Raw genomic sequence first — 17,605 nt, 5'->3', positions numbered from 1 at the left:
CATCTTATGCCGCTAGTATAACGGATGACGTAAGACAGTCAGTGATTATGATGATGACAATTTTCAGGCAAAAAAAACCCCCACATCATGTGGGGGAAGACAGGGATGGTGAAGATATTCAGCACGTAACAAACTGGAATAAAAGGATTTATTCTAATCTTCGTCTACATTTTGACTACACTTCGATATACCCTTGACCGCTTAAAATTCGCGGCAAGGGTAGTTTATTGCCCTGCCACTTGATCCCTATGAACTGAAACAGTGATCGCTATCTCCAATTTAGTTCCCTCTTGAAGCTCTTCGCAAAGAACAAGATCATGAACAATACCCATCAACAGCCCCTTGTCTATGGCCCCTTCAGCAACCCAAACGACAATATTTTCCATTTCATGGACAAAAAGTTGCACACAATGCCCAAGCCCGTTGATTTCCAAGAAGTAGGCTGACAGTGCAATACTTGATCTTTTATTTCCATCGGAGAAAGCATGAAACTTATTGATTGAAAAAAGTAAATGTGTCAGCTTTTCTTCAAGGCTCGGGTAATACAAATCGTTTTGCACATGTTCGAGTACACTCTCAAGGACACCTCGATCCTTGATGCCATGAAGCCCACCAGTGTTATCAATGATCCAATCATGCACACGTATTGCATGTTCAATATCAAAGTAAATAAACGGGATTTCTTCCATTTTAACCCCTTATCGATCTTTCAATCGTTTAAATACTTCTAGGGTCTCAGGATCAATGAGTCTATCTTCCAGCGATTTACTTTTTTCTCCCAGAAATCGTTCGAAATCACCTTCTGGAACAGCTCTCACATATGCTTCCAACTTCTCGTGCAATGCATCACGAAAACATAAATCACGACTCGCCATTTTGGTCCTGACATCCACTAACATTGGTTCGTAAAGTGGATGTTTTTCCATTATTAACAAAATTGATTCGGCTTCCTTGTATGTCAGTTTTCTGCCTAGTTGGACCGATTTTTCTTTGATTTCATGGGCTAGCCCAGCTTCAAAACTTGCAATGAGAGTCAATACTTCCGAGTACATAGTGTCACGAATTTTGTCGTTTTGATGTAGTTTCAATACGGTGCGGTACTCATTAGCATTCTCGTGGAAAATACTTTGGTATATCGAATTAGTCAGTTTCCCAAACTTCCATCCTGGCCCATCGACATACTCATTAAGAGCGTCTGTGAATTGTTTTCTGTAGCTTTCTTCTTTGAATGCTGCAACCAGATAATCTTCATCTCTCTGATTGATATACTTGGTCTGCCCGCCAGCGCGCTCAGCCAATGTATCAATTACGATATCAAGTAAACGAGTACGAACGATCTTTGCCTGTTCACTCTCTACAAGCAACATCGCCAGGTTCAGCACGGCTCTAAACTTGAACACACCAAGTATTGATGTTTTGGTACCCTCACCCATGAGGGTACCATCAGCTACCTCTTTGAAATCTCTAAGAGTTCTTCCTTTCAGAACCATGTAGCCATTGTTTTTCAATTCATCAAGATTACTTGTGATGTATCTTTCGATCGTTGCATCACTTACAGCAAATAACTCAACGAGTTGATTTTTGGTAAAAACCTTTTCGCCTCCAAATTCCACACCTCCCAGAGCCAGATGCTTTTCGGCGTGCTTAAGTGCATACGAATTATTGAGAATGTTTTGTCTGTCATGTGCTGAAGTAGTGAGATCTTTAGCCATACCCATGCCTTTGAGAGGGGTGTTGATGCCGTTAAGATACCATTTAATTACACTGCTTTTTAGATTATGGAGTCGCTTTTTCAGGAATACATGCTGTCTACATAATGTCTACATCAAACGCTCCAGGCACCTTACAACTGCTTATAGCGGTTTAATGATAGGCTGATTTTTAAGGGTTTTTTCTAAGTTATTGATAAAAAAAACCCCCACATCATGTGGGGGAAGACAGGGATGGTGTCTATGGCAAGGAAAACAGGGTTTGCTACTGGGAACGTGAGTTGCTACTACTCAATAACTTCAACGATGAACTTTTTTGCCATTGCGTCACGTCGCGCAACTGCTCCATTCGTTGTTGATGTTTCTCGTTTAAAACCGCTTGCTGCTCCGGCGTCAGCAGGTGATACATCTGGTTACGCACCTTAGCCATTTCGACCTGTCTGGTAACCTGTGCCTGCGCCATCTTTTCTGCCTGAGCGCGTACAGCGGTTTCATCAAATTTTTCTGCGGTAATAAGACGATGCATCGTCTCCATTTCGCTAACATTAACAGGCGGCTGTTCATGTCGGGCCTGTTGCATCAGATCTCGCATCTGTTGACGTTGATGTTCGGTTAAACTTATGCCGTCAAACATATGGCTTTGTACAGTGCGCGGCGCAGGGGGTTCGCCCGGGTGCCAGTTATCGCCTGTAACGACTTCAGCAGCATGGCTAACAGTACTGAGTGCCAGCGTTGAGGCCATGACGGCAGCGGTAACTTTGCGCATCATTTGCTCCCAAAATCTTTTCTGTCGCGATTCAACGAGAGACAGTTTACGATTCGGGCTGCAAACATGCGTCAGGGGGTGTAAAACAACGTAAAGTCATGGATTAGCGACGCCCGATGACGTAATTTCTGCCTCGGAGGTACTTAAACGATGAATAAAATCCTGTTAGTTGATGATGACCGAGAGCTGACTTCCCTGCTAAAGGAGCTGCTCGAAATGGAAGGCTTCAATGTGCTGGTTGCCCACGATGGGGAGCAGGCGCTTGAGCTTCTGGACGACAGCATTGATTTACTTTTGCTTGATGTGATGATGCCGAAGAAAAACGGCATTGATACGCTCAAAGCGCTTCGCCAGACACACCAGACCCCCGTTATTATGCTGACCGCTCGCGGCAGCGAACTGGATCGCGTACTTGGCCTCGAACTGGGCGCGGATGACTATTTGCCCAAACCGTTTAACGATCGCGAACTGGTCGCGCGTATCCGCGCTATTTTGCGCCGCTCGCACTGGAGCGAACAGCAACAGAGTAACGATAACAGCTCACCAACGCTGGAAGTGGATGCCCTGAGCCTCAATCCGGGTCGCCAGGAAGCCAGCTTTGATGGTCAGACGCTGGAGTTAACCGGCACCGAGTTCACTTTGCTCTATCTGCTGGCGCAGCATCTCGGCCAGGTGGTCTCGCGTGAACATTTGAGCCAGGAAGTGCTGGGCAAGCGCCTGACGCCTTTTGACCGTGCCATCGATATGCATATCTCGAATCTGCGTCGTAAACTGCCGGAGCGTAAAGACGGACACCCCTGGTTTAAAACTCTGCGTGGTCGCGGCTATCTGATGGTTTCCGCTTCATGATAGGGAGCTTAACCGCACGCATCTTTGCCATCTTCTGGTTGACGCTGGCACTGGTGTTGATGTTGGTACTGATGTTACCCAAGCTCGACTCACGCCAGATGACCGAGCTACTGGACAGCGAGCAGCGCCAGGGGTTGATGATTGAGCAACACGTAGAAGCTGAACTGGCGAACGATCCACCCAATGATTTAATGTGGTGGCGTCGCTTGTTCCGTGCGATTGATAAGTGGGCGCCGCCAGGACAGCGGCTATTACTTGTGACCACCGAAGGGCGCGTGATCGGCGCAGAACGCAGTGAAATGCAGATCATTCGCAACTTTATTGGTCAGGCGGATAACGCCGATCATCCGCAGAAGAAAAAATACGGTCGCGTAGAAATGGTAGGGCCATTCTCCGTCAGAGATGGGGAAGATAACTACCAGCTTTACCTGATTCGACCAGCCAGCAGTTCCCAATCCGATTTTATCAACCTGCTGTTTGACCGCCCGCTATTGCTGTTAATTGTCACGATGTTGGTCAGCTCGCCACTGCTGTTGTGGCTGGCGTGGAGCCTGGCGAAACCGGCGCGTAAGTTGAAAAACGCAGCGGATGAGGTGGCTCAGGGTAACCTGCGCCAACATCCGGAGCTGGAAGCCGGCCCGCAGGAGTTCCTTGCCGCCGGGGCCAGTTTTAACCAGATGGTGACTGCGCTGGAGCGGATGATGACCACCCAGCAACGCCTGTTGTCGGATATCTCGCACGAACTCAGAACGCCGCTTACCCGCTTACAACTGGGAACCGCGCTATTGCGTCGTCGCAGCGGTGAGAGCAAAGAGCTGGAGCGTATTGAGACCGAAGCCCAGCGTCTGGACAGCATGATCAACGACCTGCTGGTGATGTCACGTAATCAGCAGAAAAACGCGCTGGTCAGCGAAACCATGAAAGCCAATCATCTGTGGAGCGAAGTGCTGGATAACGCCGCGTTTGAAGCGGAGCAGATGGGGAAATCATTAACGGTGAATTTCCCGCCAGGCCCGTGGCCGCTATACGGTAACCCGAACGCGCTGGAAAGTGCGCTGGAAAACATCGTCCGTAACGCCCTGCGCTATTCGCATACGAAAATTGAAGTCGGCTTCGCGGTGGATAAAGAGGGCATTACGATAACGGTGGATGATGACGGCCCAGGCGTCAGCCCGGAAGACCGGGAGCAGATTTTCCGCCCGTTCTATCGTACCGACGAAGCGCGCGATCGCGAATCCGGCGGAACCGGTCTCGGTCTGGCGATTGTGGAAACCGCCATTCAGCAGCATCGCGGCTGGGTAAAAGCCGAAGACAGCCCGCTGGGGGGATTACGACTGGTGATTTGGTTGCCGCTGTATAAGCGCTCGTAACATGCTTCCCCGGTGATGAAGTACCGGGGAAGCCCTTAATTTACGCTGCTGCCACCGTAGCCGCCAGCTTTTGCTTTTTAATCCGCTTAACCAGAATCGTCGAGCAGATAAAGCCCATTAAGCTAAATGCAATCATCACGCTAAAAACATAGTTATATCCAGTGATTCCGCTGTTGTTATCCAGCAAATAGCCGTATAGCGTGTACGCAAACATCGCTGGCATGTAGCCGATGATGCAACCAAATGCCATAGCCGAACCCGCATATTCACGCGGAGTACCAATCTCATCCATCGGTGCAAAGAAAATGGCTCGCTGTGAGAAAATAATCGCCCCGAACCCGAGTGTTGCCACCATGCCGATATACACATTCATTGTTTGATGCGGTAACTGCATGAAAACAAGCATCGCAACGGCTGAGATAAGAAAGGTCCATTTCAGGTACACCGTCGGTGATTTAGCGACCTTATCCGCCAACAGTCCGCCAATCGGTCCCCCCACCATTTTTAACGCATACTGATTGATGATGCCGTATGCGCCGACGAGCGCAACCGGTAACATATAGATATCCTTGAGGAACGGGATAAAGTAAGTCAGCCCACAATAAGCGGCGTAAACGAAGAAAATCCCTAAAGAAGCCAGCCAGACGTTAGGGCAGGACAAAACATGCTTGATACCTTTGAGCACTTCCATGTTGGCGCTGGATTTTTCGCCACCTTTCACATTGTCATCATCGACAATAAAGTAAGTCACAATACCCGCTGCAAGCGTAATTACCGTATAAAACAGAAGACCCGCCTGCATACCTGCTTTTCCTTCACCGAACTGGACGAAGACAAACAAGGCACCGGAAGCGACAATCACATCCACCACACCACGTCCGGCTTCTAAAAAGCCAAACATGCGCCCTTGCTCTTCTTGCGTACCCAACAGACGAACGGCTTTTAGCAACACCGGCCAATAAACTACATCGGCAAAGAAAGCCATTGCGGCAAAGCAAACGAGATACCCGATAAATGAGGGTAGTGTCGCTAAATATAAGCCACATAGCCCAACACCGATCAAACCTAACGGTAATAATATTTTTTTGGAATAACGGTCGGCTATATAAAGTGAAAGAAAAAGCCCCGTTGTCTGAACAATCGTATAAACCGTAAAACTCAAACCAATTTGTGTATTGGTTAAACCCCAGTCATTCTGCATTGGTACATAAAAAACATCTTTCATACTTGAAAGTTTGAATATTGTACCGCCGCCTAAAATCAGAAAGCAGAGTCTTGCCCATTTATTCATGAACATGATTTAACCCTCATTGCTTGTTGAGAGAAATATTTAAATTATTTTATTAATAATAACCTGAGAGTTATTTTCATAACCCTTTAAACATTAGCTATGCATTTTAATTATTTTATTTGTTACTTATAATCTTGTCACATAAACTACGGATGTATTTAATTTGAGAAAGAGCATCTTCTGTTTCCTGTGCCAGTCGTGTATCAATCATGTTACTATCGGGTAATGGTGTATAACTTGCCTCGCGCCAGGGGATCCAGGGATTATCTCCCTCATCGTCGAAACGAAATGCCGGAGCATAGTATTCAACCTCCTCTTCAAGTCCAAATGCATATACTTGCGGTTGTTCTTCACCTAAAAGTAATAATGCCTTAAGCATATCTTCCATCGGTAAATCACCGTATCCTGAACGACAAGCCTCATGCCCCCAGCCTTTACCCTCTTTAATAATTTTAGCGTCTTTGATATGTACCTGAGTGATGAGCGGAGACATGACCTCAAGCGCAGAAAGTGGCTGCTCATTAGCATTAATCATATTGCCAAAATCAAACAGGATAGAGAGGTTCTTCATTCCACTATTCTTAACCAGCTTCACCAGTTCATGGCTTTGCAGATCTTCGTGCTGCTCGATGGTAAAACTTAATCCGCAATCATCATACTGCGACAACCACCCTATATCATTGGCAATTTTCAACATGACATCGTTCAGGTATCCCTCATAACGCGGGTAAAAACGTACTGATGTTGCTCCGGTAGCCTTCGCAATACGGATAGCATCTGTCAACGTCTCCTTGTCCGAAGCACTTGTTTCGATATGCACATCCAGATTATATTTCGTAGCCTTCTCTTTAAAATCTTGTAACTGCTGTGCGTTCAGTTTCTGCAATGACTGGGACTCACCATCCTCAACATGTATTTTCACACCCTTTAATTTCTGCTGATGTGCAATATCCAAAAGATCGCCCGGGAGGACTCTCTCATAGCGCATGTTCAGATGGAAGGCATAAGCATGTAGATACAGTGGTATATTTCTCGCGCGTTCAGCAAGAAGTTCATGGTTACATTTTCCCATTATTTTTCTCATTCATCACGAATAACTAGTTCCACAGATTCAAGCCGCCAGTATTCAAAATCGACCTGAACCACTTTTTTATCTCGGGTAGCCCGATGTTTCTCTACTAAAATTCCATAAGTATTAGGTGCAACCCCCAGCTCTTTGCAGGCAATTTCTGGCATATTAACTGGTTTAAAAACCATTTCTTTAATGTTTAAAAGCTGCCCAAACGCATTTTCCCAGACGCTGGCAAAAGACTGATTTCCCAGTTTGTTAATGAACCCTGGCGCAACATCGGCATCAATATAGGATTCATGATAAAATACTTTATGTGAATCGAGGCCGCACCAGCCGGTAATAAGATACCGATCGCCAGAAGACAGAAAAACATCATCAACATGGTGTGGAACCGACTCAACAGCTTCTTTTGTTAAATAATCCCAAAAAGGCTCGCGCCCCTGCGCACGCGCTTCGGCATTGAAGCTTGAAAGTGATTTAGGGTTATAAATAAATCGCTTCGAAGAAATAAACCAGCCACTGCGGTTCTTTCTGAAAATACGTGCATCAATCTCAAGCTCGATAAGCACCTGGCGTAAGGTCATGCGCTTTGCATCCAGCAACTCACATAACTCCCTCTCTGAGGGCAGTTTAGAGCCCGCAGGTAAATTTTTCTCGTTTAACCAGTTTTCAAAGCGCTCTCTGAGCACATCAACATTGTTTTTCTTTTTCATCTTTACCAATCTGGTTTAAACCAATTTGTAGATAAGATATTTGAGTGCAGGGAATACACAAGTTTTTTTTCGATACAAACTTCTTTTTTGTGGACCAGGTATCAGGAATGGCTTTAAAGCACGTCGTAACAGGCAGGGTTTTTATCCGATTTTTCGCTATGTGGGGAGTAAATCGAAGGGAGATTAAATCAGGTGCAGACACCTGATTTAATCGCAAAGACGGGTAACTTTACTTTCCCGACAAACGCCGGGTTTGATCTTCGATCTTGCCGCTTAACCGACGTTTTTGCATCGTTCGCGTCCAGCTCTTTGACAGCCCCGCCGCTGACAGCAAACGATGGTACTGCTCATCATCAAAGGGCATATGCCAGGCTATGGCGGCAGCCTCCTGGACGCTGACATCGCTGACGCGGGAGACCAGTTCCAGCGGCGCATCGGCTGACACTATGCCCGGCGCAACAACGCTGTACAGCCAGCCTGTTTTGCCACAATTTTGCATCAGACTTGCCATATCGCTAATGCCAAAGTGAAAATTGAGCTTAAAGCACGGCGAACGCGGCTGCGTAACCTGAATCAGCGCGTCGCCCCAGCGAAAGATATCGCCGATATAAACATGTTGTTCCGTCAGGCCATCGGTAGAGAGGTTTTCACCAAAAGCCGGGGCAACGAATTGATCAGCCTGGTCCGGAAACTCTCGTGCCCAGTACAGATAATGCTCGTGCGGGTAGTGGCACAGCGCACGATCCGGCCCGCCGTGGATCTTCTTTTCCGCCTGCTCATCGCCTTCCAGCCCCAGCTCCGTCAGCATCAGCTCACCATCAACCTGAATTTTGCCAATCGCGCTGGGACGGCTTCCCGGATAATCCTGAATTTTGCCGCTGAATACGTCTACTGGATATCGCATCTGGTCCCTCTCTCCGATGAATTTGCCCTATTTAACCATAATTATTTAACCTCAGCCGTGCAAAATGAGAGCACGGTTCACACGACGCGCAGACAGGCATGCTATCTATAACAGGTGATTTTGAAACACCATTTCATAATAAGGAGTCAACAACGTGACAAGTCAAACGCAGTTTGCTGGCGTCTGGTGCCCCTCCATTACGCCAATGGACCAGGACGGAAATATCGACCTCAACGGTCTGAAGCAACATCTTCAACGCCTGACTGAAGCAAAAATCGACGTTATTTTGCTGATGGGCAGTATCGGAGAGTTCGCTTCCTTCACCCTTGACGAACGGCTACTGTTGATTCGCGAGGCGCGTGCCATGAGCCCGCTGAAGATGGTGGCTAACGTCTCTTCTACCTGCGTCCACGACGTATTACAGATGGCGCAGGAAGCGCACCGCACCGGTTACGATGCAGTAATGGTCCTGCCACCGTATTACTACGGTCAAACGCCGAAACAGTTATTGAGCTACTTTCGCGAGTTGGGGCAAAAGATTAGCGGGAAATGGTTTGCCTATAACTTCCCGGCACGCACTGGCTGCGATTTAACCCCCGAACTGGTGGCAACACTTGCCTGCGAGTTCCCGAACTTTGCCGGTATTAAAGATACCGTCGACTGCCAGTCGCATACCCGCAGTATGATCCAGGCCACCCGTGCGGTGCGTGATGATTTTGCCGTACTTTCAGGCTATGACGAATATTTCATTCCTAATCTTCTGGCAGGCGGAGCTGGCATTATCTCCGGGTTAAACAACGTTATGCCGGAGCTTTTTGTCAGCGCGCGCGAGGCGTTTAAGGCCGGCGATTTGGCAACTTTGCGCGACATTCAGCAGAAGATTGGCGTGTACATGTCGATTTATGCCATCGGTGAGGATTTTGTTACGACTATCAAAACCGTGGTATCGCGTAAATATGGTTACTGTACTGGCGTGTCGCGTAATGCGGGCGGGGAACTGAGTGAGTATGAATGCCGCACGATTGATGAGGTATTTGGCCGTTAAAAAGCCCCGCCAGCAGCGCTGGCGGGGCTATAGAAATGCGATGTCTTGTTAACTAAGACTTATTTTTTCGCTGCGAAACGGGCAGCCGCTTCGTCCCAGTTCACTACGTTCCAGAACTCTTTGATGTAGTCCGGACGGCGGTTCTGGAATTTCAGGTAGTAAGCGTGTTCCCACACATCCAGGCCCACAATCGGGAAACCAGACGCGCCAGAGATCGCTTCACCCATCAGCGGGGAATCCTGGTTAGCCGTAGAAACGACCGCCAGTTTGTCGCCCTTCAGCACCAGCCACGCCCAACCGGAACCGAAGCGGGTCGCTGCCGCTTTTTCAAATTCTGCTTTGAAGTTATCAACAGAACCGAAATCACGTTCGATAGCCGCTTTCAGATCGCCCTGCAGGGTGGTGCCCTTTTTCAGTCCTTTCCAGAACAGGCTGTGGTTAGCATGACCGCCCGCGTTGTTACGCAGAACGGTTTTCTTGTCCGCAGGAAGTTGATCCAGTTTAGCGATCAGTTCTTCAGCAGACAGGCTGGCGAATTCAGGCAGGCTTTCCAGCGCCGCGTTGGCGTTGTTTACATAAGTCTGATGATGTTTGGTATGGTGAATTTCCATCGTCTGCTTATCGAAGTGCGGTTCCAGCGCATCATAAGCGTACGGCAGGGATGGCAGTGTATAACTCATATTCATCTCCATTATTGTCGAGCGGCCGGGTGTTAACGCCGCGTAAGCAGTCGGTTCATTATAGTTAATTAAATGATATTGAAAATGATTATCAATGCCGTACTTTTGCTAAGGTTATTTCCGTTGCGCCTGTTGTTGATTATGTGAACCCAATCACCCACTTAACGGAGTCATTGCCAGAAAGAGAAGAACTGCGGCAATTGTCGAAAGGTTATGCATCTGCGCAATTTTTAAACTCATGACGTCGGAAGGGTAAAACCGACGAAAAAAAACAATGAGGATGACGTGATGAGTAACGCGATTACGATGGGTATCTTTTGGCATTTAATCGGTGCGGCCAGTGCGGCCTGTTTCTATGCGCCGTTCAAACAAGTTAAACAATGGTCATGGGAAACGATGTGGTCGGTTGGCGGGATTGTCTCGTGGCTGATTCTTCCCTGGGCCATCAGCGCCATGCTGCTGCCTGATTTCTGGGCTTATTACCGTTCTTTCAGTCTCTCCACGCTGCTTCCCGTCTTCCTGTTTGGCGCAATGTGGGGCATCGGCAATATTAACTACGGCCTGACCATGCGCTATCTCGGTATGTCGATGGGGATTGGCATTGCCATTGGCATCACGCTGATTGTCGGTACGCTGATGACGCCTATCATCAATGGCAACTTTGATGTGCTGATTCACACCGAAGGTGGGCGCATGACCCTGCTCGGAGTGCTGGTTGCGCTGATTGGCGTCGGGATTGTCACCCGCGCGGGCCAGCTCAAAGAGCGCAAAATGGGCATTAAAGCTGAAGAGTTCAACCTGAAAAAAGGGCTGATGCTGGCAATTATGTGTGGCATTTTCTCCGCAGGGATGTCGTTTGCGATGAATGCCGCGAAGCCGATGCATGAAGCAGCGGCGGCACTCGGTGTAGACCCGTTGTATGTGGCGCTGCCAAGCTACGTGGTCATCATGGGCGGCGGCGCGCTGGTAAACCTGGGATTCTGCTTTATCCGTCTGGCAAAAGTGAAGGATCTGTCGATAAAAGCCGACTTCTCGCTGGCAAAACCGCTGATCATCAGCAACGTGCTGTTGTCCGCACTGGGTGGACTGATGTGGTATTTGCAGTTCTTTTTCTACGCCTGGGGTCACGCCCGCATTCCGGCGCAGTATGACTACATCAGTTGGATGCTGCACATGAGCTTCTACGTCCTGTGCGGCGGCATCGTCGGTCTGGTACTGAAAGAATGGAAGAACGCCGGTCGACGCCCCGTGACTGTACTGAGTCTGGGATGTGTGGTGATCATTATCGCCGCAAACATCGTCGGTCTGGGAATGGCCAGCTAATCGCTCTGGTTACTGAGATGACGCCACTGGCTGGGCGTCATCCCGGTTTCCCGCGTGAACACGACGGAAAAGTAATTACTGTCCTCAAATCCGCACTGCATCGAAATTTCACTGATCATCAGGCGGCTGTGTTGCAGAAGATATTGCGCATGGCAGACACGAACCTGACGCTGATACTGGTTAATGGTCATCCCGGTCTGGCTGCGAAACTGCTGACGCAGTACGCGCTCACTACACCCTTCCCGATCGCAAAATTTGTCTAATGCAAACGGACGCTCCAGGCTGCCTGCCAGTGCGGTGATAAGCTTATCCAGCAACGTTTCGCTGGAGGTTGCCGGTAGCGTATCGGTCGCATAACGATAGCGCTTGAGCATCATCACCAGTTGACCAAAAAGCAATTCCGCCATCTCGTTGGCGAGCGGATCGTGCTGATTACTTTCATGCTCAAGCTGATTTATCACCTGCCGCGCCTGTGCCATTCCTGTGCTGCCCAGCCGCCAGTGCGGTTGCTTTTGCGTTCCGTTAAAACCGGGAATTGCGCTTTCCCAACGCAGATTCAGCGTCAGCCGTTCCGGGCAATAGATGATGTTTTGCAGGACGAGATCGTTGACAGAGGTGTAAGAGTGTTTGTCTTCGGCGCGAATGTAAAAAAGATCGCCACGGGTAATACGATAGGGACGATCGTTAAGCACATGCAAACCGTTACCGCGCCAGACCAGCACCAGTTCACAAAAGTCATGCGAGTGTTCAGCAAACACACTTTGCGGGTAGCGATCGGCGACGGCGACGGCCTGTTTGGCATTCGCAAAGAAGTCGTCTTTCAAAAGCACCAGATGATTCGCCACCCGCGTCTTCCCTGCCGGATGGCGCTTGGCTTATCCGGCCGATAAATTACGTAAACACCCAGGCCGGATAAGACGCCATCGCGTCGCCATCCGGCATCACAGATCGATGATTATTCACATTCTGGCGGCGAAAAACGTTGATAGTCTTCGCGTTACTGAAGCACCGCATCGCGTCCCTGGCGAATGTCACGCGGAGACCAGTCGAATTCGCGGCGAAACAGCGTCGAAAAGTGATTACTGTCGCCAAAACCACAGCGATAAGCAATTTCTGTAACGCTTGCATCACTATGGCGAAGTAAATGACGGGCTTTGATTAACCGCAGTCGGTTCAGATAGCGCTGAGGCGTCAACCCGGTCTGCTGCTTCAGTTGGCGGTGGAGCGTGCGCAGGGAAAGCGAAAACTGATCGGCCAGCGCTTCCCAACTCACCTCCTCTGCAAAATGATCTTCCAGCCAGGCCATCAGTTGATTCAGACGCGCATCGTTATTATCCCCCCCTTCCATCAGGCTGCTTCTGCGTAACAACACCAGCAATTGCATAAACAGAATTTCGCGATTTGCCACCCCGGGAAGATCCATCTCCTCGTCATCCTGTTCCATCTTTGCCACTAACTGGCGCACCTGCTGCAATACGCTCTGATTCACCCGCCAGTGAGAAGGATATAAGCCATTTTGCTCCTGCGGCAGCAACTGATTCAGCCCGGCCAAAAACTGAAATGCATCGGGCGAACGATAGAGCACATTGGTCAGGCAGAGGTTATCCGTATGTTCATACAAATGCCTGTCATGGTCGCGGACAAAACAGACCGTCCCGCCGCTAATGGTATAGGGCTGACCGTTAAACACGTGAATACCCGTGCCATGTTCAACAATGACAATTTCATGAAAATCATGGTGATGCTCGGGAAAAGCAGCCTGAGGAAGCCGGGGTTCAATGGCTACCGGCGTTTTACCTGAGGGAAAGAAATCCACGCTATGCAGTACGGTCATGACGGCTTCCTGATCGAGTGAACATGCCCGAAATAGTAAATAAGGGTTAATTACCGCACCTTAAATTTTCGACACAAAATCGCGCAAACCCGGTCAATTTTTCAAGAAAAGCGGGGAAAGATCGGGAAATGCGGACACCGTCACATCAGGGGAAAACCGGCTTATTCGCAGAAACTGTGAATGCCGTCACGTTCACCTTTGCTTTCTTGCCAACGGCTAATTTTGCCTGTCAGTAACGAGAAGGTGCGCTATTCCGGGGTTTTTTAGACTGGGCGCATTGAAACTCAGAAGGACCTCGCTATGACTTTTCGCCATTGTGTCGCTGTCGATCTCGGCGCCTCCAGCGGACGTGTAATGCTGGCGCGTTACGACAGTGAACATCGTTCCCTGACGCTACGGGAAATTCACCGCTTCGTGAACGGCCTGCAAAAGCAGGACGGTTTCGACACGTGGGACCCCGACAGTCTGGAAGACGCTATCCGCCTGGGGCTGGAAAAAGTGTGCGATGAAGGCATCCGCATTGACAGCATCGGCATTGATACCTGGGGCGTGGACTATGTCCTGATCAATAAGCAAGGCCAGCGCGTCGGGCTTCCGGTTTCTTATCGTGACAGCCGCACTACCGGCGTAATGCAACGCGCGCAGGAACAGCTCGGTAAAAGCAATATTTATCAGCGCAGCGGGATCCAGTTCCTGCCGTTCAACACGCTGTATCAACTGCGTGCGCTGGTTGAACAACAACCGGAACTGGTTGCGCAGGTGGCGCATGCGCTGCTGATGCCTGACTACTTCAGTTACCGTCTGACGGGCGAACTGAACTGGGAATATACCAACGCCACCACCACCCAACTGGTCAATATCAACAGCGACGACTGGGATGAAACCCTGCTGGCGTGGACCGGCGCCAGCAAAACCTGGTTTGGTCGCCCCTCGCATCCGGGAAACGTCATCGGTTACTGGATTTGCCCGCAGAAAAATAAGATCCCGGTGGTGGCCGTAGCCAGCCACGATACCGCCAGTGCGGTTATCGCCTCACCGCTTGCCAATCAACACAGCGCCTATCTCTCGTCAGGCACCTGGTCGTTGATGGGTTTTGAAAGCAGAACGCCGTACACCAACGATGCTGCGCTTGCCGCGAACATCACCAATGAAGGCGGGGCGGAAGGCCGCTATCGCGTACTGAAAAATATTATGGGGCTGTGGCTGTTGCAACGGGTGCTGAAAGAGCGACAAGTTGACGATCTGCCCGCCCTGATTGCCGAAACACAGGCGTTGCCCGCCTGCCGCTTCCTGATCAACCCCAACGACGATCGTTTTATCAACCCGAGCGAAATGAGCGTCGAGATCCAGGCCGCGTGCCGCGAATCAGGCCAGCCGGTGCCCGACAGCAACGCAGAGCTGGCGCGCTGTATTTTCGACAGCCTGGCGCTGCTGTATGCCGACGTTTTGCAGGAGCTGGCGACGCTGCGCGGCGAAACGTTCAGCCAGTTGCACATTGTCGGCGGCGGCAGTCAGAACGCGCTATTGAACCAACTCTGCGCCGATGCCTGTGGAATCCGCGTGATGGCGGGTCCTATTGAGGCCTCCACGCTCGGCAATATCGGTATCCAGTTGATGACGCTGGATGAACTGAACAACGTCGATGACTTCCGTCAGGTGATCGCCGCCAACTACAACCTGACGACGTTTATCCCGAATCCTGACAGTGAAATTGCCCGCTATGTTGCGCAATTTCATTCCAAACGACAGACAAAGGAGCTTTGCGCATGACCACTCAACTGGAACAAGCCTGGGAACTGGCGAAACAACGCTTCGCCGCAGTAGGTATTGATGTCGAGGAGGCCCTGCGCCAGCTCGATCGTCTGCCGGTCTCAATGCACTGCTGGCAGGGCGACGACGTGGCCGGTTTCGAAAACCCGGAAGGATCGCTTACCGGCGGCATTCAGGCTACCGGCAACTACCCGGGCAAAGCGCGCAACGCCCATGAACTGCGCGCCGATCTGGAACAGGCGTTTAGCCTCATCCCCGGCCCAAAACGTCTGAACCTGCACGCCATTTACCTGGAGTCAGACACCCCGGTCGCCCGTGACAAAATCCAGCCGGAGCACTTTAAAAACTGGGTGCAATGGGCGAAAGCCAACCAGTTGGGGCTGGATTTCAACCCCTCCTGCTTCTCACACCCGCTGAGCGCGGAGGGGTTCACGCTGGCACATGCCGACGACAACATCCGCCAGTTCTGGATCGATCACTGCAAAGCCAGCCGCCGCGTGTCCGCTTACTTTGGCGAACAGTTGGGCACACCGTCAGTGATGAATATCTGGATCCCGGATGGCATGAAAGATATCACCGTGGACCGTCTGGCCCCACGCCAGCGCCTGCTGGCGGCACTGGATGAAGTCATCAGCGAAAAACTGGACCCGGCGCACCATATCGACGCCGTGGAAAGCAAACTCTTCGGCATCGGCGCAGAAAGCTACACCGTCGGCTCCAACGAGTTCTACATGGGATATGCCACCAGCCGCCAGACCGCGCTGTGCCTTGATGCGGGCCACTTCCACCCAACAGAAGTGATCTCCGACAAGATCTCCGCCGCCATGCTGTTCGTACCGCGCCTGTTGCTGCACGTCAGCCGCCCGGTGCGTTGGGACAGTGACCACGTGGTACTGCTGGACGATGAAACTCAGGCGATTGCCAGTGAGATCGTGCGCCACAACCTGTTCGACCGTGTTCATATCGGCCTCGACTTCTTCGATGCTTCCATCAACCGCATCGCGGCATGGGTTATCGGCACCCGCAACATGAAAAAAGCGCTGCTGCGCGCCCTGCTGGAACCCACCGAACACCTGCGTCAACTGGAAGCCAGCGGTGATTACACCGCGCGTCTGGCGCTACTGGAAGAGCAGAAATCCCTGCCGTGGCAGGCGGTATGGGAGATGTATTGCCAGCGCCATGACACGCCCGCCGGTAGCCAGTGGCTGGAAAGCGTGCGTGCCTACGAGAAAGATATTCTGAGCAAACGTCGTTAACCGGACGCCATTGGTCTGTAGGCCGGATAAGACGCATCGCGACACCATCCGGCAATAAATAGAAAACAAATGCCGGATGGCGCTGCGCTTATCCGGCCTACATAAGACCCGAGCGATTTCGGGCAACAAAATAGACAGGAACACCGAACATGCAAAATATTCTCAACGCCTGGTTCGTTCAGGGCATGATTAAAGCCACCTCCGACGCCTGGCTGAAAGGGTGGGACGAACGCAACGGCGGCAACCTGACGCTGCGTCTCGATGAAAAAGATATCGCGCCCTTCAGCGCCGATTTCCACCATACGCCGCGCTACATCGCCCTGAGCCAGCCAATGCCGCTGCTGGCGAACACGCCGTTCATCGTGACGGGCTCCGGCAAATTCTTCCGCAACGTACAGCTCGATCCCGCCGCTAACTTAGGCGTGGTAAAAGTGGACAGCGATGGCGCGGGCTACCACATCCTCTGGGGACTGACGGACGACGCCGTGCCCACCTCTGAACTGCCCGCGCACTTCCTCTCTCACTGCGAACGCATCCGGACAACCCACGGTAAAGATCGCGTGATCATGCACTGCCACGCCACCAACCTGATCGCCCTGACCTATGTGCTGGAAAACACGACGGCGCTTTTTACCCGCAAACTGTGGGAAGGCAGTACCGAGTGTCTGGTGGTATTCCCGGATGGCGTGGGCATTCTGCCGTGGATGGTGCCAGGTACCGACGAGATCGGCGAGGCCACCGCGCAGGAAATGCAGAAACATTCGCTGGTGCTGTGGCCATTCCACGGCGTATTCGGCAGCGGCCCGACGCTGGATGAAACGTTTGGACTGATCGATACCGCCGAAAAGTCCGCCGAGGTGTTAGTCAAAGTGCTGTCGATGGGCGGTATGAAGCAAACCATCAGCCGCGAAGAGCTGATCGCGCTGGGTAAACGCTTTGGCGTCACCCCGCTCGCCAGTGCATTAGCGCTGTATTGATGCAATGCCGGCGTTTTGCCGCCGGAAATATCCTCATTTTAAGGAG

General features: G+C 50.7%; 17 protein-coding genes. 7 read left to right on the top strand and 10 right to left on the bottom strand.

Features of this window, described 5'->3' with window-relative positions; genetic code table 11:
• Positions 1–224 precede the first annotated feature (224 nt).
• The 3 genes from WB371_RS16795 to cpxP all read right to left on the bottom strand — a co-directional run bounded on the left by WB371_RS16795 (position 225) and on the right by cpxP (position 2,475).
• On the bottom strand, positions 225–689 hold the full coding sequence (locus WB371_RS16795; protein WP_336221174.1) for a type II toxin-antitoxin system death-on-curing family toxin: 465 nt from the start codon (positions 687–689) through the stop codon (positions 225–227).
• Positions 690–698: 9 nt separating this feature from the next.
• Positions 699–1,712: a DNA-binding protein gene (locus WB371_RS16790; protein WP_336221173.1), complete on the bottom strand. Its 1,014-nt coding sequence runs from the start codon at positions 1,710–1,712 to the stop codon at positions 699–701.
• Positions 1,713–1,974: 262 nt separating this feature from the next.
• Positions 1,975–2,475 (bottom strand): cell-envelope stress modulator CpxP, encoded by a 501-nt coding sequence (gene cpxP, locus WB371_RS16785; protein ID WP_336221239.1) that lies wholly within the window; start codon positions 2,473–2,475, stop codon positions 1,975–1,977.
• A gap of 150 nt (positions 2,476–2,625) precedes the next feature.
• Between cpxP and cpxR the strand changes: the two genes are divergently transcribed.
• Both cpxR and cpxA read left to right on the top strand, forming a co-directional pair.
• Positions 2,626–3,324, top strand: a complete 699-nt coding sequence (cpxR, locus tag WB371_RS16780; protein WP_336221172.1) for an envelope stress response regulator transcription factor CpxR — start codon at positions 2,626–2,628, stop codon at positions 3,322–3,324.
• A complete protein-coding gene (gene cpxA, locus WB371_RS16775) occupies positions 3,321–4,694 on the top strand; it encodes an envelope stress sensor histidine kinase CpxA (RefSeq protein WP_336221171.1) in 1,374 nt (457 codons plus the stop codon). Before cpxR ends, cpxA begins: the two co-directional genes overlap by 4 nt.
• Positions 4,695–4,734: 40 nt before the next feature.
• Here the strand turns inward: cpxA and WB371_RS16770 are convergent, their stop codons facing one another.
• From WB371_RS16770 to yiiM, 4 genes are all read right to left on the bottom strand, one after another.
• The gene (locus WB371_RS16770; RefSeq protein ID WP_336221238.1) at positions 4,735–5,985 is read right to left on the bottom strand and encodes an MFS transporter; all 1,251 of its coding nucleotides are present in this window, start codon (positions 5,983–5,985) and stop codon (positions 4,735–4,737) included.
• Positions 5,986–6,100: 115 nt separating this feature from the next.
• A complete protein-coding gene (locus WB371_RS16765) occupies positions 6,101–7,057 on the bottom strand; it encodes a sugar phosphate isomerase/epimerase family protein (protein WP_336221170.1) in 957 nt (318 codons plus the stop codon).
• An 8-nt stretch (positions 7,058–7,065) separates the two neighbouring features.
• Positions 7,066–7,770, bottom strand: a complete 705-nt coding sequence (locus tag WB371_RS16760; RefSeq protein WP_336221169.1) for a GntR family transcriptional regulator — start codon at positions 7,768–7,770, stop codon at positions 7,066–7,068.
• A 229-nt stretch (positions 7,771–7,999) separates the two neighbouring features.
• Entirely contained in the window at positions 8,000–8,674 is a 675-nt protein-coding gene (yiiM, locus tag WB371_RS16755; protein ID WP_336221168.1) for a 6-hydroxyaminopurine reductase, read from the bottom strand.
• Positions 8,675–8,828: 154 nt separating this feature from the next.
• Between yiiM and WB371_RS16750 the strand changes: the two genes are divergently transcribed.
• Complete coding sequence (locus WB371_RS16750; protein WP_336221167.1) at positions 8,829–9,719, top strand: dihydrodipicolinate synthase family protein; 891 nt, start codon at positions 8,829–8,831, stop codon at positions 9,717–9,719.
• Between the two features lie 59 nt (positions 9,720–9,778).
• On the opposite strand, the gene sodA is transcribed toward WB371_RS16750, so the two are convergent.
• Positions 9,779–10,399, bottom strand: coding sequence for a superoxide dismutase [Mn] (sodA, locus tag WB371_RS16745; RefSeq protein WP_336221166.1), 621 nt, complete (start codon positions 10,397–10,399; stop codon positions 9,779–9,781).
• A gap of 288 nt (positions 10,400–10,687) precedes the next feature.
• On the opposite strand from sodA, the gene rhaT reads away from it, so the two are divergent.
• Complete coding sequence (rhaT, locus tag WB371_RS16740) at positions 10,688–11,722, top strand: L-rhamnose/proton symporter RhaT (protein WP_336221165.1); 1,035 nt, start codon at positions 10,688–10,690, stop codon at positions 11,720–11,722.
• Here the strand turns inward: rhaT and rhaR are convergent.
• Both rhaR and rhaS read right to left on the bottom strand, forming a co-directional pair.
• Positions 11,719–12,567: an HTH-type transcriptional activator RhaR gene (rhaR, locus tag WB371_RS16735; RefSeq protein ID WP_336221164.1), complete on the bottom strand. Its 849-nt coding sequence runs from the start codon at positions 12,565–12,567 to the stop codon at positions 11,719–11,721. The two genes, rhaT and rhaR, sit on opposite strands and share 4 nt — an antisense overlap.
• Positions 12,568–12,719: 152 nt before the next feature.
• Positions 12,720–13,556 (bottom strand): HTH-type transcriptional activator RhaS, encoded by an 837-nt coding sequence (rhaS, locus tag WB371_RS16730; RefSeq protein ID WP_336221163.1) that lies wholly within the window; start codon positions 13,554–13,556, stop codon positions 12,720–12,722.
• A 300-nt stretch (positions 13,557–13,856) separates the two neighbouring features.
• Here rhaS and rhaB point away from each other — a divergent pair, with 300 nt between their 5' ends.
• The 3 genes from rhaB to rhaD all read left to right on the top strand — a co-directional run bounded on the left by rhaB (position 13,857) and on the right by rhaD (position 17,559).
• Positions 13,857–15,326, top strand: coding sequence for a rhamnulokinase (gene rhaB, locus WB371_RS16725; RefSeq protein ID WP_336221162.1), 1,470 nt, complete (start codon positions 13,857–13,859; stop codon positions 15,324–15,326).
• Positions 15,323–16,582, top strand: a complete 1,260-nt coding sequence (rhaA, locus tag WB371_RS16720; RefSeq protein ID WP_336221161.1) for an L-rhamnose isomerase — start codon at positions 15,323–15,325, stop codon at positions 16,580–16,582. The genes rhaB and rhaA overlap by 4 nt, the downstream gene beginning before the upstream one ends.
• Positions 16,583–16,731: 149 nt before the next feature.
• Complete coding sequence (gene rhaD / locus WB371_RS16715) at positions 16,732–17,559, top strand: rhamnulose-1-phosphate aldolase (RefSeq protein WP_336221160.1); 828 nt, start codon at positions 16,732–16,734, stop codon at positions 17,557–17,559.
• Positions 17,560–17,605: the final 46 nt, after the last annotated feature.

The organism is Citrobacter amalonaticus (assembly GCF_037053465.1).
Lineage (GTDB): Bacteria > Pseudomonadota > Gammaproteobacteria > Enterobacterales > Enterobacteriaceae > Citrobacter_A > Citrobacter_A amalonaticus_H.
Note: the sequence above shows the minus strand (reverse complement) of the source record. Positions and strands in the feature narration are given on the sequence as shown.